The organism is Phenylobacterium sp. (assembly GCF_024508875.1).
In the GTDB taxonomy this organism is placed as follows: domain Bacteria; phylum Pseudomonadota; class Alphaproteobacteria; order Caulobacterales; family Caulobacteraceae; genus Phenylobacterium.
The window spans coordinates 1-15407 of the sequence record NZ_JANINU010000357.1 but is presented as its reverse complement, the minus strand read 5'-3'; the positions used below and the strand labels follow the sequence as shown (position 1 = coordinate 15407).

Sequence of the window (15407 nt, the reverse complement as noted above, 5' to 3'; positions counted from 1 at the left end):
AGCAGAAGGGCCGCGACTACATGGCCCTGATGACCCCGGTGGTGAAGGCGTTCCTGACCGACCGCGGCTTCAACGTCTGCTCCGACGCTATGCAGGTGCACGGCGGCTCGGGCTTCACCGAGCACTTCCCGGCCAGCCAGTACCTGCGCGACGTGCGCATCGCCCTGATCTACGAGGGGACCAACGGGGTGCAGGCGCTGGACCTCGTGGGCCGCAAGCTGGCGGCCGACGGCGGGCGCGCGGTGATGAGCTTCTTCGCCGAGCTGGACGCCTTCGTGGGCGAGAACGGCGGCGACGAGAAGATGAGGCCGTTCACCGACGGCCTCGCCAAGGCCAAGGGCGAGTTGCAGGAGGCCACCATGTGGCTGATGCAGAACGGCCTGGCGAACCCCGACAACGCCGGCGCGGCCTCCACCGACTACCTGCACCTCTTCGGCCTGACGGCGCTGGCCTACATGTGGGCGCTGCAGGCCAAGGCGGCGCTGGCGCGGATCGCGGCGGGCGAGACCGACGCCTTCTACGAGACCAAGCTGACGGTCGGCCGCTACTACCTGGAACGGGTGTTGCCGGAGACGGGCAGCCGCCTTGCCAAGCTGAAGGCCGGCTCCGAACTGATGATGAAGCTTCCCGCGGAAGCGTTCTGACGAAGGACGATGTGATGGCGGCGTATCGCGCGACGATCGACTGGGTGCTGGCCGAGGGGGAGGACTTCCTGAACGGCCGCTACAGCCGCGGCCACCTGGTCGAGTTCGCCGAGCACCGGATGCCCGCCACCTCGTCGCCGCATGTGGTCGGCAAGTGGGCGCAGAAGGGTGCGGTGGACCCCGAGGAGATGCTGGTCGCCTCGCTGTCGTCCTGCCACATGCTGACGTTCCTGCACATGGCGCGGCTGGAGGGCTTCACCGTCACCCGCTACCGCGACGCGGCCGAGGGCGTGATGGAGAAGAACGCCGCCGGCGTGCCCTGGGTCAGCAAGGTCACCCTGCGCCCCGAGATCGCCTACGCGGGCAAGCGCCCGACCGCGGCCGAAGCCGAGCACCTGCACCACCGCGCCCACGAGGAGTGCTTCATCGCCAACTCGGTGAAGACCGAGGTGGTGGTGGAAGAGGTGGTGCCGGCCTAGGTTTGTTTTCCTTTTGTTCTTAAGCGCCCGGCGTATCCAAGGCTAAGCTGAAGCGGTGCAAGGGGGCGGCGTTGGGCTTTTCGTTTTCATGGTTCGCCGTGCGCGGCGTCACGCGCGACACGGCGCTCGAAGAGCTTGGGCTGGAGCTGACAGGCAAGACGGACTTCCACGTGCCGATCTGCGGCGTCGCGCAGTTGCCGGACGGGTGGCTGCTGTTCGCCTTCGACGAGGACCTGGACCAGGCGTTCGAGGAGTCCTTCGTGGCGCTGTCGAAGCACGGACCCGCAGTGGCCTGCGCGGTCGAGGAACACGTCATGCTCCAAGAGGCGCGCGGCTATGAGGGCGGCGCCCAGGTCTGACGCGTGACGCACGACAGCTCCAAGCCCGAGGGCATGTACCACCTCGACGTCGAAGGCCGCCCGCCGGCGCCGTTCGAGGAAGATCCGCCGGACCGCCCTCGCCAACCAGGATGAGAACGGCGGAACCTCTTCCGAGGTCGACTTCGTCTGCGAAGCGCCGCTGGAGCTGGCCAAGTCCATCTGCGGGTTCAAGCACGACGACGACCCGCCCGAGGGGATGACGCCGTTCGCGGGTCTGCGCCGCAGCCGCGCCGCTGCCAGCGGTGGCGGTGGGGGCGGCAAGCCCGGCTTCTTCGCCCGCCTGTTCGGCCGGCGCTGACCGGATCAGACGAGCAGGCCGCGCAGCCTCTCCTCCAGCGCGGCCGCATCCTTGAGGTCGCACTCCCAGATCGTCTCGACGCGCCAGCCGAGCGCCGCCAGGGCCTCGCCGTTCCTGGCGTCGCGGGCGACGTTGCGGCCGACCTTGGCGACCCAATAGTCGCGGTTCTGCTTGGGCACCCGCGATCCGCGCACGCAGTCGTGGCCGTGCCAGAAGCAGCCGTGCACGAAGATCGCCAGCTTGCGGCCGGGCATGACGATGTCGGGGTTGCCCGGCAGGTCCTTGCGGTGGAGGCGGTAGCGGGCGCCGAGCTTCGTCAGCGCGCGTCGGACCTTCATCTCGGGGGTGGTGTCCCGCCCCTTCACCCGCCGCATGACGGCCGAGCGCTTCTCGGCGTCGTAGACGTCGGTCATGGGCGCAGGTCCGGCGGCGTGAGCCCCAGGCGGAACATGCCGGTCAGGGTGGTCGCGGCGATGCGATCCAGCAACGGCGCCTGGGCGAGCGGCGTGAACAGCGCGTTGCGCACCCACGGACCCAGCGGACCGGCCGACTGGAACAGCGGCGTGAGCGCGCGGGAGAAGAGCTGATAGGGCGCTGTTTGCAGCCGCCGGACGCGCTGGTAGCGAGGCAGGTCCTCCGGGTGCTCGACCCGCGCGGCCAGTTCCACCGCGTCGATCAGGCCCAGATTGGCGCCCTGGCCGAGCTGCGGACTGGTCCCATGCGCCGCGTCGCCGATCAGCACGAAGGCGCCGGCGCACCAGCGGCCCACGCTGACGTCGCGATAGACAGCCTGGCTGAACGCCTCGGGCCCCGTGAACTGCGCGACGATCTGCTCGACCTGCGGCCAGACGCCGAGCACCCGGTCACGCCAGACGGTGAAGTCGCCCGCGGCCCAGGTCTCCATCGAACGGACCGGCAGCGACCAGAAGAAGCTCACCTCCCCGCCGCCGATGGGCAAGACACCGGCCATCACCTCGGAGCGGTCGTAGCGCTGGCGCAGGGCGCCTTCGAACGCGGGCCCGGCGGTCGCATTGGCCCACACCGCGCCCCACGGATAGATCGGCGCCCGGGCGCGGGGCCGCACCTTGGCCCGCAGGCTCGACGCTGAGCCGTCGGCCACGACCACGAGGTCGAACGGTCCATGCCTACGGCCGGTGGCGTCTGCCAGAGTGGGAGACGTCAGGGCGTCAAAGCCGGTTATCGCCGCGCCGGTACGGACATCGATGCCAACGGCCTGTACGGCCTGGAAGAGCACATCGAACAGCGACGCCCGATGCACGCCGAGCCCGAAGGCCCCTGGCCGCCAGGTGGAATAGGCCATCCGCATCGGCTCGCGTCCGGCGAGGTCGCGTCCCTCCAGCCGCTCGACCCGCGCCCCGCGCGCCAGGATGGCCTCTTTTAGTCCCAGCGCGCGCATGGCGGCCAGACCGGACGGCTGCAACAGTAAGCCCGAACCGCGAGGCCGCGGGGTTTCGAACGCCTCCAACAGCACGACCGAATGGCCCCTGCGGGCCAGCGCCAACGCCGCCGCCAGACCGGCGACGCCACAGCCGACGACGCCGACCTTCAGCCTACAGCCCGTCGAACAGCGCGGTGGAGATGTAGCGCTCGGCGAAGCTGGGGATGATCGCGACAATCAGCTTGCCGGCCATGTCGTCGCGGCTGGCCAGGTCGAAGGCGGCAGTGAGGGCCGCGCCCGACGAGATGCCGACCGGGATGCCGTCTTCCTTGGCCACGCGCCGGGCCATGGCGAAGGCGTCGTCGTTGCTGACCTGGATGATCTCGTCGATCACGCCGCGGTCCAGGATCGACGGGACGAAGCCCGCGCCGATGCCCTGGATCTTGTGCGGGGCGGGCGCGCCGCCCGACAGCACCGGCGAGGCGGCCGGCTCGACGGCGACCATTTTCACCGACGGCTTGCGGGCCTTCAGCACCTGGCCGATGCCGGTGATGGTGCCGCCCGTTCCCACACCGGAGATGACGGCGTCGACGCGGCCGTCGGTGTCGTTCCAGATCTCCTCGGCGGTCGAGACCCGGTGGATCAGCGGGTTGGCGGCATTGTCGAACTGCTGTGGCATCACGGCGCCGGGCGTGGCTTCGACGATCTCGCGCGCGCGGGCGACGGCGCCCGCCATGCCCTTCTCGGGCGGGGTCAGCTCCAGGGTCGCGCCCAGGATCAGCAGCATTTTGCGCCGCTCGATCGACATGCTCTCGGGCATGACCAGGGTGATCTTGTAGCCCTTGGCGGCGGCCACGAAGGCCAGAGCGATCCCGGTGTTGCCCGAGGTGGGCTCGACGATGCGGCCGCCGGGCTTCAGGTGGCCGGCGGCCTCCAGCCACTCGATCATCGAGACGCCGATGCGGTCCTTCACCGAGGCCAGCGGGTTGAAGAACTCCAGCTTGGCCACGACCTCGCCCTTGGGCTTCAGCGCCGCCGTCAGGTGCGGCAGGCGCACCAGCGGGGTGTCGCCGATCAGGTCGAGCACGGAGTCGTAGATCTTGCCCCGGCCCTGCCTCTTGTAGCGGGCGGCGGTGTAGGCCTTGTCGGGGGTGGCGTCGTCCATCGCGGACCTCTTGGGCTGAGTTCGCGCGAACCCTAGCCCTTCTCCGGCGGATTGGAAGCGGCTCTCGGAGGGGGCGGCTTATAGATTTGCTGGGGGGGCCTACTCGGCCGCGAGCACCGCGGCCGGGCTGAGCAGCGGTTCGAGCAGTTCGCCCGCCAGCCACCGCACCACGGGGACCGCCACCCCGTCGCCGGCCACATGCAGCGCGCCGGTGGCGGTGCGCGGCAGGGCGTAGCCGTCCGGCAGGCCCATCAGGCGCGCGGCCTCGCGGGGGCTGAGCAGGCGCGAGCGGACGCGGCCATCTTCGACCACGACGATCGACTGGCGCGAGGAGCCGCCGCGCGGCGTGCGCAGGCAGCCGGCCAGCCCGTCGAACCGCACCTCGGCCCGCTGGACCGGACGGCCATCCTCGATGCGGGTGCGGCGGAAGACGGCGCCGACGGCCCGGCCCGAGACGGCGGCGAGGCGGGCGCGATGCAGCGGCCCCATCAGGTCGACCAGGCGGGCGGTCTCGTCGGGCGAATGCCAGGCCGCGGCCGCATCCGGCTCCAGCAGGGCGGCGAGGTCGGTGTTGCGCGCCGGGGGCGCGGCCAGGCTCCACCAGACCCAACGGGCCGCGGCCTCCGCCGGCAGCGCGGCGTGCGCGGACTTCACGGCGCGGGTGTGGAAAGGGCTGTCGCCCGTCAGGCCCGCCGGAACCTCCCGCGCGGCCACCACGAAGACCCGCGGCCGCGACTGGGGCAGCAGGCTGGCCGCGTCGATCTCCAGGGCGCCGAACCGATAGCCCCGCGCGGCCAGCGCCGCGCCGAGGGCCGCGAAGTCGGCGCCGCCGTGCGAGGTGAGCAGCCCGACCACGTTCTCGACCACGATCAGCCTGGGCGCGCGGCCGGCGTCGTCCAGAGCCTCCATCAGCCGCCAGAAGCCGAAGAAGGCCGACGAGCGCCCGCCCTGGAGGCCAGCCCGGCCGCCGGCGAGGCTGAAATCCTGGCAGGGGCTGGAGGCCCATGCGAGGTCCGCTCGGCTCGGCAGGTCGGCGGCCGACAGCTTCCAGACGTCGCCCTCGTGGAAGTGATCGGCGGCGTCCGTGAAATTCGCGCGATACGTTTGCGCCTTCACAGGGTCGAAATCGTTGGCGAAGGCGCAGGACCAGCCGGCGCCGAGGCCGATCCGGGCCATGCCGCCGCCGGCGAAGAACTCGTAGAAGGTGAAGGGCCGCGCCACGGCATGGACGCTAGCGTGATTTGCGCCAAGATCGCGCGGATGAAGAACAGCTTCGCCCTGGCCGCCCTGCTGGGCCTCTCCGCCTGCCAGCCGCAGGATCCCAACGGCCGCCCGGCCCCGCCTCCGGAGGACGCGCCCGCCGCCGTGACGGCGCCGGCGCCGCCCAGCGTGCTCGACATCAGCCAGCCGATCCGCGCGGTGGGAACCGAGCCGTTCTGGAGCCTCGCCATCGACGGGACGACGCTGACGCTTACAAGGCCGGAAGGCCCGCCGCTCGTCGCCGCCGCGCCAGGCGCCGCCCTGCAGCCCGGCCAGGCGGTGTGGGTGGCGAAGGCCGCCGACGGCCGGCAGATGACGGTGACCCTGCGCGACGGCGGCTGCTCGGACGGGATGAGCGACCTGAAGTATCCGATGAACGCCGAGATCGTCCTCCTGAACGAGAGCCTCCACGGCTGCGCCGCCAAGGCCTCCGAGATGCCACGCGAGACGCCCGCCCGATGATCCTGGAACTGCTGGTCGCCACGGTGATGGTGGCGTTGACCGTGATCGTGCACGGCTGGGGGCTGGCGCTGCTGGGCCGCATAACCCAGGCGGAGGAAAACGCCCGCAGCCTGGACTGGGTGTCGACCCGCGGGGTCGGCTTCACCGTCGCCCTGGCGCTAGGGCTGTTCGTGCTGCACGGGCTGGAGATCTGGCTCTATGCGGTGCTGTACCACCTGCTGGGGGCGATCGAGGATTTCCGGACGGCGGTCTATTTCTCCACGACCACCTATTCCGCCATCGGCTACGGCGACCGCGCCATGGCGCCGGAATGGCGGCTGCTGGGCGGCATCGAGGGGATCAACGGCGTGCTGCTGCTGGGCTGGTCCACGGCGTTCTTCGTGACGATCATGAGCACGATGCGCCTGAAGCGGCGCCCGTCCCGGCCGAGCGGTCCACGGCAGGGGGACGCCGGCTGACCTAATCGTCGAGGTCGAGCGTCTGGACCTGGGCGACCTGCTCGGCCTCGGCATGGTGGGGCGCCGGCAGGGCGAAGCCGACAGCCACAGCGGCCAGCGCGGTGAGGATCAGAAAGGCTTTGACGGGCATGGGCTCCTTCTCCGGAGTTCTTCCGGACCGCGCGAAGCAATGCCCTGAAATCGCGCGGGTTCCGTCGCGCGGCCTTGACCGACCCGGCGTCAGGGGCGGCTAATGAAAGAAAACACGGTACGGGAGACGCCCATGGAAAAGGCCTTCGATCTGGTCCTGCGCGGCGGGACGGTCGTGGACGGGACGGGCGGAGCGAGCTACGAGGCCGACGTCGGCGTCAAGGACGGGCGGATCGCCGCGGTCGGCGGGATCAGCGCCGCCGGGGCCGAGGAGATCGACGCCCGCGGCCAGCTCGTGACCCCCGGCTTCGTCGATGTCCACACCCACTACGATGGCCAGGCGACCTGGGACCAGCGGATGCAGCCCTCGTCGTGGCATGGCGTGACGACCGTGGTCATGGGCAACTGCGGCGTCGGCTTCGCGCCCTGCCGGCCCGAGGACCACGACCGGCTGATCCGCCTGATGGAAGGCGTCGAGGACATCCCTTTCCCCGTCCTGAGCACCGGCCTGCCGTGGAACTGGGAGAGCTATCCCGACTATCTGGACAGCCTGGCCGGCCGCGCGTTCGACGTGGACATCGGCAGCCAACTCCCGCACGCGGCGCTGCGGGTGTTCGTGATGGGCGAGCGCGGGGCGAACCGCGAGCCGGCGACCGAGGCCGACATCCACGCCATGGCCGCGCTGGCCAAGCGGGCGATGGAGGCGGGCGCCATCGGCTTCGCCACCTCGCGCACGCTCAACCACCGCACCTCGGACGGCCAGCCGACGCCCACGCTGACGGCTGGCGAGGACGAACTGATGGGCGTCGCCATGGGCATGGCGGCGGCCGCGGGCGGCGCGGGCCGCGGCGTGCTGCAGGTGGTCTCCGACTTCCAGGACCCGGCCGAGGAATGGGCCATGCTGCGCCGGCTGGTGGAGAAATCGGGGCGCCCACTGTCGTTCAGCCTGCTGCAGAGCCCCAAGGCGCCGCGCAGCTATCAGACGCTGTTGGCCGGACTGCGCCAGGCCAACCTGGACGGCCTGCCCATGCGGGCGCAGGTGGCGAGCCGGCCGGTCGGCATCCTGTTCGGCCTGGAGCTGACGCTGAACCCCTTCAGCCAGCACGCCGTCTACAAGGAGATCGCCGGATTGCCGCTGGCGCAGCGGGTGGCGGCGCTGAAGGACCCGTCGTTCCGCGCGCGCCTGCTCGGCGAGGAGATCGAGAGCCAGCGCAGCTTCGCCGGCAGCCAGCCGCGCAACTGGGCCGGCATGTACCTGATGGGCGCCGAGCCCGACTACGAGCCGACCGCCGACCAGACCGTGGCGGCCCTGGCCGAGCGCACCGGCCGGGATCCGGCAAGGATCGCCCTGGATCACATGCTGACCCAGGACGGGCGCGGCATGCTGTACCTGCCGTTCCTGAACTACGCCGACGGCAACCTGGACCCCGCGTACGAGATGCTGACGCACCCGGACACGGTGCCTGGCCTGTCGGACGGCGGCGCGCACGTGGGGATGATCTGCGACGGCAGCTTCCCCACGACCAACCTGGTCCACTGGACCCGCGACCGCACGCGCGGGCCGAAGCTGCCGCTGGAGACAATGGTCAAGGCCCAGTGCCGCGACACGGCCGAGACGGTGGGGCTGTTCGACCGCGGCCTCGTCCAGCCCGGCTATCGCGCCGACCTGAACGTCATCGACTACGGCCGGCTGAAGCTGCGCGCGCCCGAGGTGGCCCACGACCTGCCGGCCGGCGGGCGGCGGCTGATCCAGCGGGCCGACGGCTACACGGCGACCATCGTCGCGGGCAAGGTCACCTACCGCGACGGGACGCCGACCGGCGCCCTGCCCGGTCGACTGCTCCGCGGGGCCCAGGCCGCGCCCGTGAAGCTGGCCGCCGAATGAGCAGCCTCGTCCTGCGCCAGGACAGCGACGGCGCCGCCACCTTGACGCTCAATCGGCCCGACAAGCTGAACGCGCTGAACGTGGAGGTCTTCCGCGAACTGGACGCCCACGTGCGGCGCCTGGCGACCGAGACGGAGACGGTGGGACTGGTGATCCTGCGGGGCGCCGGCCGCTGCTTCTCGGCCGGCCACGACCTCGGCGACATCGCCGCCGGCGAGAAGCTGCCGGAGCCCTTCTACCAGTCGAAGGTGATCGAGCGGCTGGCCGACCTGCCGCAGCCGGTGATCACGGCCGTGCACGGCCACTGCTATACCGGCGCCCTGGAGCTGGCGCTGGCGGGCGACATCGTGTTCGCCGCCGAGGGGGCGAAGTTCGCCGACACCCACGCCAAGTGGGCGCTGACCCCGGTCTGGGGCATGAGCCAGCGGCTGCCGCGGCGGGTCGGGACCTACAAGGCCCGGGAGATGATGTTCACCGCCCGCACGATCGGCGGGCGCGAGGCCGAGCGGATCGGCCTGGCCAACATCTGCGTGCCCGACGCCGAGTTCGACACCGAACTGGATCGGCTGGCCGCCGATATCCTGGCCAACTCCTGGTTCAGCCACCGGGCCAACAAGCGGCTGGTCCGGCAGACAGACGGCCTGACGCTGGAGGCCGGACTGGCCCACGAGATCTTCCGGGGCGAGGGGCGCGGGCCGGACATGGAGGCGCGTATCGCCGGCTTCCAGAACAAGACGGTGAAGCAGGTCTGAGCGTCGGGTCCCCGACGCTTCAACTTAGGTTTCTCGCAATGAAATCCGGGCATTAAGGCGAACAAGGAGTTCGCCATGTCCGCCATTTCCAGCAGCAGCCGCGCGCTGCACCGGCTCATCTACGCGAGCCGGGTGGCCATTCCCGCCGCGGACGTCGAGCACGAGGTGGGCGCGATCATCCGCGCCTCGATACGCAACAATCGCGAACACGCCCTGACCGGCCTGCTGCTGGTGCACGACGGGTGGTTCGTCCAGGCGCTGGAGGGGCCGGCCCAGGCTGTGATGGAGCGCTATGGCCGCATCGTGGACGATCCCCGCCACGCCGACGCGAAGGTGCTGGCGGCGGGGCCGGCGGAAGCGCGCGAGTTCGGAGACTGGAACATGTGCGCGCGCGACATGAGTGCGGCGGACGAGGCGATCCTGGACGCGCTCGCGCTCCGCGCGGCGTTCCAGCCGGCCGGATTGTCCGGCCCGTCGGCCCTGAGGTTGCTTCGAGCGGTGCGCGGCATCCAGGAGCGCACGCAACTGTCAGGACTGGGTTAGCGGGGGAAAACCGCCTCGGTCGCATGGCGCCGGGGGGCGGCGCGCGGCATATAGGCCGGATGAGTCTCGCCGTCGCCGAAGCCGATCCCCTGCCGCTGGAGGCGGCGCGGGACATCCTGCGGCGCACCTTCGGCCACAGCGACTTCCGGGGCCTACAGGCGGACGTGATCGCCGAGGTGCTAGCCGGGCGCAACGCCCTGGCGGTGCTGCCGACCGGCGGCGGCAAGAGCCTCTGCTACCAGATCCCCAGCCTGGTGCGGCCGGGCCTCGGCCTGGTGGTCTCGCCGCTGATCGCGCTGATGACCGACCAGGTGGCGGCGCTGGTGCAGTCGGGCGTGGCGGCGGCGCGGCTGGACAGCAACATCGACCTGGACGAGCGGGCCGAGACCTGGCGGCGCATCGAGTCCGGCGAGCTGGACCTGCTCTACGTGTCGCCCGAGGGGCTGATGCAGCCCTGGATGCTGGACCGGCTGCGCAAGACCCCGCTCGCGCTGATCGCCATCGACGAAGCCCACTGCGTCAGCCAGTGGGGCCACGACTTCCGCCCCGAGTACCGCATGCTGGGCCGCCTCGCCGAGCTGTTCCCGAACGTGCCGCGGCTGGCGGTCACTGCAACGGCAGACGCCCGGACCCGCGAGGACATCCGGGCCGAGCTTCGCCTGGAAGGCTCGCCCGAGTTCGTGGCCAGCTTCGCGCGGCCCGAGTTGATCCTGTCGGCCGAGCGCAAGCGCGGCAACGTCGAGAAGAAGGTGGTCGAGCTGGTCACCGCCCGGCCGAACCGCTCGGGCGTGGTCTACGCCGGCTCACGCGACAAGACCGAGGGCCTGGCCCAGGCGCTGCGCGACGCCGGTGTGCCGGCGCTGGCCTATCATGCCGGCCTCGACAAGCGGATCCGCGCCGAGCGGCTGGAGGAGTTCCTCGAGGCCGACGCGGCGGTGATGGTGGCGACGATCGCCTTCGGCATGGGCGTGGACAAGCCGGACGTCCGCTTCGTGATCCATGCCGACCCGCCCGCCGCCATCGAGGCCTATTGGCAGGAGGTGGGCCGCGCGGGCCGCGACGGCGACCCGGCGGAGGGCATCACCCTCTATGGCGCGGCCGACCTCTCGTGGGCGTTGCGCCGCATCGGCGAGCGCGACGTCGACGAGACCGTCAAGCAGGCCCAGGTGCGCAAGGTGCGCCAGCTATACGCCATGCTGGACGGGTCGAGCTGCCGCGCCGCCGCGGTTCGCCGCTACTTCGGCGAGGAGGGCGTCGAGCCCTGCGGCCAGTGCGACCTGTGCCTGGGGACGGTCGAGACCTTCGACGCCACGGAAGCGGCGCAGAAGGCGCTGTCCGCGGCGCACCGGCTGCAGGGGCGGTTCGGACGCGGCCGGCTGGTGGACCACCTGCTGGGCAAGACCAAGGATGTGAGCGACTGGGAGGCCGGGCTCTCGACCTGGGGCATCGGCCAGGAGCTGTCGGCCGTGCAGTGGCGCGACCTGACCGAACAGCTCTTGTTCGAGGGCCTGCTGCGCGAGGACCCGAACGACGGGCGGCCGCTGGTGGGACTAGGCGACGCCGAAGCGGTGCGGGCCGTGTTCCGCGGCGAGCGACGCGTGGGCATGCGCAAGCACCCGGAAGGCGCCGAAGCCCGCGCCCCGCGGAAGGGGCGCAAGGGCCGGGAGGCGACGCAGGTCGGCCCTGCCGACCAGGCGCTGTTCGAGGCGCTGCGGGCCTGGCGCGCGTCCGAGGCCAAGGCCCAGCACGTGCCGCCCTACGTCATCTTCCACGATCGCACCCTGGCCGAGATCGCCGCGGCCAAGCCCGGCTCCCGCGCCGCGCTGGCCCGCCTGAACGGCGTCGGCGAAGCCAAGCTAGCGCACTATGGCGAGGCGGTGCTGCAGGTGGTGGGGAACTTCGGCTGATAATTCCTCCCCTTCGGGGGAGGTGGCGCGGCGCGACGCGCCGAGACGGAGGGGGTCCTCCAAGATCCGAGCGGACCCCCTCAGTCGGCTTCGCCCTAGAACTTCGTCTTCACTTCCACGCCGATGATGCGCGGGTCGTTCACGAAGCCGGTCAGGTTGTTGAAGTCGATGCCGCCTTCCAGCGACTTGTCGTTGGTGATGTTGCGGCCGAAGGCGGCCACTTCCCAACGCTCGCCCGGCGCGCGGTACCCCAAGCGCAGACCGCCTTCCAGCAGCTTGTCGTCGCTGAACTCGGCCGACTGGTAGAGGAAGAAGTTGACCTTCGAACGGTAGGCCCAGTCGGTGAAGACGAAGACCTCGCCCTCGCCCACCGGCCAGGAGTAGCCCGCGGTAACGTTGGCGATCCACTTCGGCGCGTTCGGCAGGCTGTTGCCGTCGATGCGCACCGTGCCGGCGATCGGACCGGCCGGATCCAGCACCGTGCAGCCGCCGCCGCAGGGCTGGGTGAACAGGTTCGGGTCCTTGATCTCGGTGTGGTTGTACGAGAGGCCCGCGGTGAGCAGCAGGCGGTCCACCGGCTCGGCCTCGGCGTTGAACTCGAAGCCGTAGCCCACGGCCTTGTCGGCGTTGAGCAGGCGGTTGAAGTTGGCGCCGCCGCCGACGGCGGTGATCTGCAGGTCCTTGGCGTCGTAGTAGAACACGGCCGCGTCGAAGCGGGCGCGGGCCTCGGGCAGCTTGCCCTTGATCCCGGCCTCGTACGACATGACCGTCTCCTTGTCGGCCACCGAAAGCGTGTCGCCGAACACCAGGCGGCCCTGGATCGACGGCGCGCGGTAGCCGCGGGCGATCCGGGCGTAGGCGTTCAGGTTGTCGCTCACCGCATAGGTGGCGTTGACGTTGAAGCTGACCTCACTGGTGTCCGGGCTGGCCCGCAGGATGGCCGTGGCCGGCGCGCCGAACGGCGACAGCGTACGCTGGGCCAGGAAGTCCTTCTTGTCGTCGGAATAGCGGATGCCGCCGCCGACATTGAGCTGCTCGTTCACGTCGTAGTCGACGTTGGCGAACAGGGCCCAGCTTTCCGACTTCTGGTTCTGGTAGGCGTAGCCGTCCAGCGCCCCGCCCGCGAGGGTGGCGTAGTCGAAGCTGTCGATCTTGATGCTTTCGTTGAAGTAGAACGCGCCGACCGTGTAGCCGAACGGCCCGTTGTCCCCGGCCAGGCGCACTTCCTGGGTGAACTGGCGGTGGAACGGGATGCCGTCGGCGCTTTCCGACGGGAACGGGATCACGCCGGGGCCCGACGGCGGGGCGAAGACCGCGCCGAAGCCGCCGTCGATGTCGCCGCGCGAATAGGCGTCGACGCGCTCGTAGGCCGTGATCGAGGTCAGGGTCGGAAGCCCCTCGCCGAAGTCGTAGGTCAGCTTGAGGTTGGCGCCCGCCGACTCGATCTTCTGGGTCGCGCGGCCCTGGGCGTCCTGGGCGATCTTGTCGCGCTCGAAGCCCGGGACGAAGTTGTTCGTACCCTTCTGGATGATGTTGGCGCGGAAGACGCGCGGGGTGCCATCCAGGTGCTGGTAGTGCAGGTTCAGCAGGGCCGAGAGGTCCTCGGTCGGGGTCCACAGCAGTTGGCCACGGATGGCGAACTGGTCGTAGCCCTCGCTTGCGTTCTTCTTGCCGGTGAAGGTGTTGTCGACCCAGTCGTCGCGGTGCTGGTAGAGGGCCGACAGGCGGCCGGCGAGCACGCCCGGCACGATCGGGCCCGAGACTGCGCCCTCGGCGTTAATTGTCGAATAGGTGGCGTAGGACGCCTGGGCGTAGCCGGTGAAGTCCTGGGTCGGCTTGGCGCTGTCGAACTTGAGCACGCCCGCCGGGGTGTTGCGGCCGAACAGGGTGCCCTGCGGGCCCTTCAGCACTTCCACCTGGTCGATGTCGAACAGCGGAAAGCCCTTCAGCACCGGGGTCTCGAGCACGACTTCGTCATAGACGAAGGAGACCGGCTGGCTGGCGTTGAGGTCGAAGTCGGTGTTGCCCAGGCCGCGGATGTACGGGCGCGGGAAGGTGCGGCCGAACGAGGATTCCAGCGTCAGGCTGGGGACGCGGGCCGAGAAGACGCGGATGTCGCCGCCGGACGAGCGGATGGCGTCCAGCTTCTCGCCACTGACCGCGGTCACCGCCAGCGGCACGTCGTTGATGTTCTCCGACTTCTTCTGCGCGGTGACCAGCACCTCGCTCACGTCGGTTTCGGCGTCGGCCGCGAAGGCCGGGGTCGTCAACGCAAACACAGTGACGGAGGCGCTGGCGGCCAGCAGGGCGCGCAGGGCTGCGCGCGACGGGGCGGGCGTCTTCATGAGATGACCTCTGGTTCTTTGGGCGACTGGGAGCTCGCCCTCTGCGCGCCTAGCTACACCAGGGCGTAGGTGCGCCGCTTCCGGATCGAGGCCCGCGTCACAATTCTGTCGCCTCGCGTGTCAGCCGCGCAACACTGGTTTGCCGCTTCAAGGCCTGGTCGACGGATAGGAAATGATCAGCGCCAACGGTTCGCCGCCGGTCTGGCGGATGCCGACGACGGCGCCTCTGTAGAGGTAGGCCGCCATGCCGGGCGTCAGCTTCGTGGTCACCCCATCCGAGACCACGTCGCCCGCGCCGGCGAGCACATAGTAGACCTCGTCGTGGTCGATCGGGTGGGGGCCGATGGCGGCGCCCACGTGCAGGACGCGCTTCCTGAACTCCATCGTCCGGTTCGGGACCGCGTCGCTGATCCGGTAGGCGGTGCTCATGCCGATCGCGCCGTGGGGCGGCGGCTCCTGGCGCATCACTTCGGTCTCACGGACGATGACGGCGGGCGGGGCCGCCAGCGCCGGCCCGGCGGCCAGCGTCAGGGCGGCGAGGATCGATCCGGTCTGCATGGGCGCCTCCTGCAAGCAGTGTGCGCGCCAGCGGGTCTGCTCCCAACGAAGGAGCGCCGGTCAGGGCCGGGGGCGCACGCTGCGTCCGTCGACTACCTCGTCGGACGGATAGATCACCACGCGGTCGCCGACGGTGAGGCCGGACAGGATCTCGGCGTCCTGGTCGGTCATGGCGCCGACCTTCACGGGACGCAGGCGCGCGCGGCCATCCTCCAGCCGGAACACCGCCCAGCCACCGCCGTCGCGCACGAGTGCGCCCACGGGACACAGCAGGGCCGAGGACGCCTGCCGCAGGAAGACGCGGCCCCACAGACGATATCCGGGCGCGAGGCCCGCCCAGGTTTCGGGCGGGCCGGTGAACTGCAGCATGACCAGCGTCCGCTGTTCCTCGACCCCCAGGGCGGAGATCTTGGTGTAGCCGTGCGGCTCGACGCGGCGCACCTCGGCCGGGATGTCGGCCGCCCCGCCCCAGTTGAAGATCGCGGCCTTCTGGCCCGGCCGGATGCGGACGGCGTCCTGAGTCAGGAATTCGATCTGGGCCTCCAGGCCGCGGGTCTCGCCGATTTCGACGAGCTGTGCCCCCGGGGCGACGTCGCGCTCGCTCTGCTGGAGGAGCTGGGTGACGACGCCGGAGGCCGGGGCGGTGACGGCGACCGCGCCGTGGACGGCGGCGTCGGGGCCGGTGAGCATCGAGGCCGCTTGCGCCACTTCGGCCTCGCGGGCGCGCACCGCCGCGTCGGCGG

At 70.8% G+C, this 15407-nt stretch carries 17 protein-coding genes; 9 read left to right on the top strand and 8 right to left on the bottom strand.

Going from position 1 to position 15407, the window contains the following annotated elements; translation table 11 throughout:
* The 3 genes from Q0L11_RS24470 to Q0L11_RS24460 all read left to right on the top strand — a co-directional run.
* Positions 1–644: acyl-CoA dehydrogenase (locus Q0L11_RS24470; RefSeq protein ID WP_296600826.1), on the top strand; the 644-nt coding region annotated here is incomplete at its 5' end.
* Positions 645–658: 14 nt separating this feature from the next.
* Positions 659–1123, top strand: a complete 465-nt coding sequence (locus Q0L11_RS24465; protein WP_296600824.1) for an OsmC family protein — start codon at positions 659–661, stop codon at positions 1121–1123.
* A 71-nt stretch (positions 1124–1194) separates the two neighbouring features.
* Positions 1195–1482, top strand: a complete 288-nt coding sequence (locus Q0L11_RS24460) for a hypothetical protein (protein ID WP_296600822.1) — start codon at positions 1195–1197, stop codon at positions 1480–1482.
* 324 nt (positions 1483–1806) lie between these two features.
* Here Q0L11_RS24460 and Q0L11_RS24455 read toward each other — a convergent pair whose 3' ends face one another.
* From Q0L11_RS24455 to Q0L11_RS24440, 4 genes are all read right to left on the bottom strand, one after another.
* A complete protein-coding gene (locus tag Q0L11_RS24455; protein ID WP_296600820.1) occupies positions 1807–2214 on the bottom strand; it encodes a very short patch repair endonuclease in 408 nt (135 codons plus the stop codon).
* Positions 2211–3437 carry an NAD(P)/FAD-dependent oxidoreductase gene (locus tag Q0L11_RS24450; protein ID WP_296600819.1) on the bottom strand — a complete coding sequence of 409 codons (1227 nt, stop codon included), beginning with the start codon at positions 3435–3437 and terminating at the stop codon, positions 2211–2213. The genes Q0L11_RS24455 and Q0L11_RS24450 overlap by 4 nt, the downstream gene beginning before the upstream one ends.
* Positions 3373–4365, bottom strand: coding sequence for a cysteine synthase A (gene cysK, locus Q0L11_RS24445; RefSeq protein ID WP_296600818.1), 993 nt, complete (start codon positions 4363–4365; stop codon positions 3373–3375). The genes Q0L11_RS24450 and cysK overlap by 65 nt, the downstream gene beginning before the upstream one ends.
* A 99-nt stretch (positions 4366–4464) precedes the next feature.
* The gene (locus tag Q0L11_RS24440) at positions 4465–5586 is read right to left on the bottom strand and encodes a DNA cytosine methyltransferase (RefSeq protein WP_296600816.1); all 1122 of its coding nucleotides are present in this window, start codon (positions 5584–5586) and stop codon (positions 4465–4467) included.
* A 3-nt stretch (positions 5587–5589) separates the two neighbouring features.
* On the opposite strand from Q0L11_RS24440, the gene Q0L11_RS24435 reads away from it, so the two are divergent.
* Together Q0L11_RS24435 and Q0L11_RS24430 are read left to right on the top strand one after the other, a co-directional pair.
* Positions 5590–6087, top strand: coding sequence for a hypothetical protein (locus Q0L11_RS24435; protein WP_296600815.1), 498 nt, complete (start codon positions 5590–5592; stop codon positions 6085–6087).
* Positions 6084–6545: a potassium channel family protein gene (locus Q0L11_RS24430; protein ID WP_296600813.1), complete on the top strand. Its 462-nt coding sequence runs from the start codon at positions 6084–6086 to the stop codon at positions 6543–6545. Before Q0L11_RS24435 ends, Q0L11_RS24430 begins: the two co-directional genes overlap by 4 nt.
* A gap of 1 nt (position 6546) precedes the next feature.
* Here Q0L11_RS24430 and Q0L11_RS24425 read toward each other — a convergent pair whose 3' ends face one another.
* Positions 6547–6675, bottom strand: coding sequence for a hypothetical protein (locus Q0L11_RS24425; RefSeq protein ID WP_296600811.1), 129 nt, complete (start codon positions 6673–6675; stop codon positions 6547–6549).
* Positions 6676–6807: 132 nt separating this feature from the next.
* Between Q0L11_RS24425 and Q0L11_RS24420 the strand changes: the two genes are divergently transcribed.
* The 4 genes from Q0L11_RS24420 to recQ all read left to right on the top strand — a co-directional run bounded on the left by Q0L11_RS24420 (position 6808) and on the right by recQ (position 11761).
* Positions 6808–8559: an amidohydrolase family protein gene (locus Q0L11_RS24420; RefSeq protein ID WP_296600810.1), complete on the top strand. Its 1752-nt coding sequence runs from the start codon at positions 6808–6810 to the stop codon at positions 8557–8559.
* Positions 8556–9311: an enoyl-CoA hydratase/isomerase family protein gene (locus Q0L11_RS24415; RefSeq protein WP_296600808.1), complete on the top strand. Its 756-nt coding sequence runs from the start codon at positions 8556–8558 to the stop codon at positions 9309–9311. Before Q0L11_RS24420 ends, Q0L11_RS24415 begins: the two co-directional genes overlap by 4 nt.
* A 75-nt stretch (positions 9312–9386) precedes the next feature.
* Positions 9387–9854 (top strand): BLUF domain-containing protein, encoded by a 468-nt coding sequence (locus Q0L11_RS24410; protein WP_296600807.1) that lies wholly within the window; start codon positions 9387–9389, stop codon positions 9852–9854.
* Between the two features lie 59 nt (positions 9855–9913).
* On the top strand, positions 9914–11761 hold the full coding sequence (gene recQ, locus Q0L11_RS24405; RefSeq protein ID WP_296600806.1) for a DNA helicase RecQ: 1848 nt from the start codon (positions 9914–9916) through the stop codon (positions 11759–11761).
* 95 nt (positions 11762–11856) lie between these two features.
* Here the strand turns inward: recQ and Q0L11_RS24400 are convergent, their stop codons facing one another.
* The 3 genes from Q0L11_RS24400 to Q0L11_RS24390 form a co-directional block, all read right to left on the bottom strand.
* Positions 11857–14106, bottom strand: coding sequence for a TonB-dependent receptor (locus Q0L11_RS24400; RefSeq protein WP_296600805.1), 2250 nt, complete (start codon positions 14104–14106; stop codon positions 11857–11859).
* A gap of 147 nt (positions 14107–14253) precedes the next feature.
* Complete coding sequence (locus Q0L11_RS24395) at positions 14254–14664, bottom strand: cupin domain-containing protein (protein WP_296600803.1); 411 nt, start codon at positions 14662–14664, stop codon at positions 14254–14256.
* Between the two features lie 60 nt (positions 14665–14724).
* Positions 14725–15407 (bottom strand): HlyD family efflux transporter periplasmic adaptor subunit (locus Q0L11_RS24390; RefSeq protein WP_296600802.1); only part of this gene is annotated, 683 nt, incomplete at its 5' end.

Bases quoted from the DNA above. Each gene is read 5' to 3' on its own strand.
- Q0L11_RS24415 (WP_296600808.1), top strand. From the start codon at position 8,556: ATGAGCAGCCTCGTCCTGCGCCAGGACAGCGACGGCGCCGCCACCTTG.
- Q0L11_RS24430 (WP_296600813.1), top strand. From the start codon at position 6,084: ATGATCCTGGAACTGCTGGTCGCCACGGTGATGGTGGCGTTGACCGTG.
- Q0L11_RS24455 (WP_296600820.1), bottom strand. From the start codon at position 2,214: ATGACCGACGTCTACGACGCCGAGAAGCGCTCGGCCGTCATGCGGCGG.
- Q0L11_RS24395 (WP_296600803.1), bottom strand. From the start codon at position 14,664: ATGCAGACCGGATCGATCCTCGCCGCCCTGACGCTGGCCGCCGGGCCG.
- Q0L11_RS24410 (WP_296600807.1), top strand. From the start codon at position 9,387: ATGTCCGCCATTTCCAGCAGCAGCCGCGCGCTGCACCGGCTCATCTAC.
- Q0L11_RS24400 (WP_296600805.1), bottom strand. From the start codon at position 14,106: ATGAAGACGCCCGCCCCGTCGCGCGCAGCCCTGCGCGCCCTGCTGGCC.
- Q0L11_RS24420 (WP_296600810.1), top strand. From the start codon at position 6,808: ATGGAAAAGGCCTTCGATCTGGTCCTGCGCGGCGGGACGGTCGTGGAC.
- Q0L11_RS24435 (WP_296600815.1), top strand. From the start codon at position 5,590: ATGGACGCTAGCGTGATTTGCGCCAAGATCGCGCGGATGAAGAACAGC.
- Q0L11_RS24425 (WP_296600811.1), bottom strand. From the start codon at position 6,675: ATGCCCGTCAAAGCCTTTCTGATCCTCACCGCGCTGGCCGCTGTGGCT.
- Q0L11_RS24465 (WP_296600824.1), top strand. From the start codon at position 659: ATGGCGGCGTATCGCGCGACGATCGACTGGGTGCTGGCCGAGGGGGAG.
- cysK (WP_296600818.1), bottom strand. From the start codon at position 4,365: ATGGACGACGCCACCCCCGACAAGGCCTACACCGCCGCCCGCTACAAG.
- recQ (WP_296600806.1), top strand. From the start codon at position 9,914: ATGAGTCTCGCCGTCGCCGAAGCCGATCCCCTGCCGCTGGAGGCGGCG.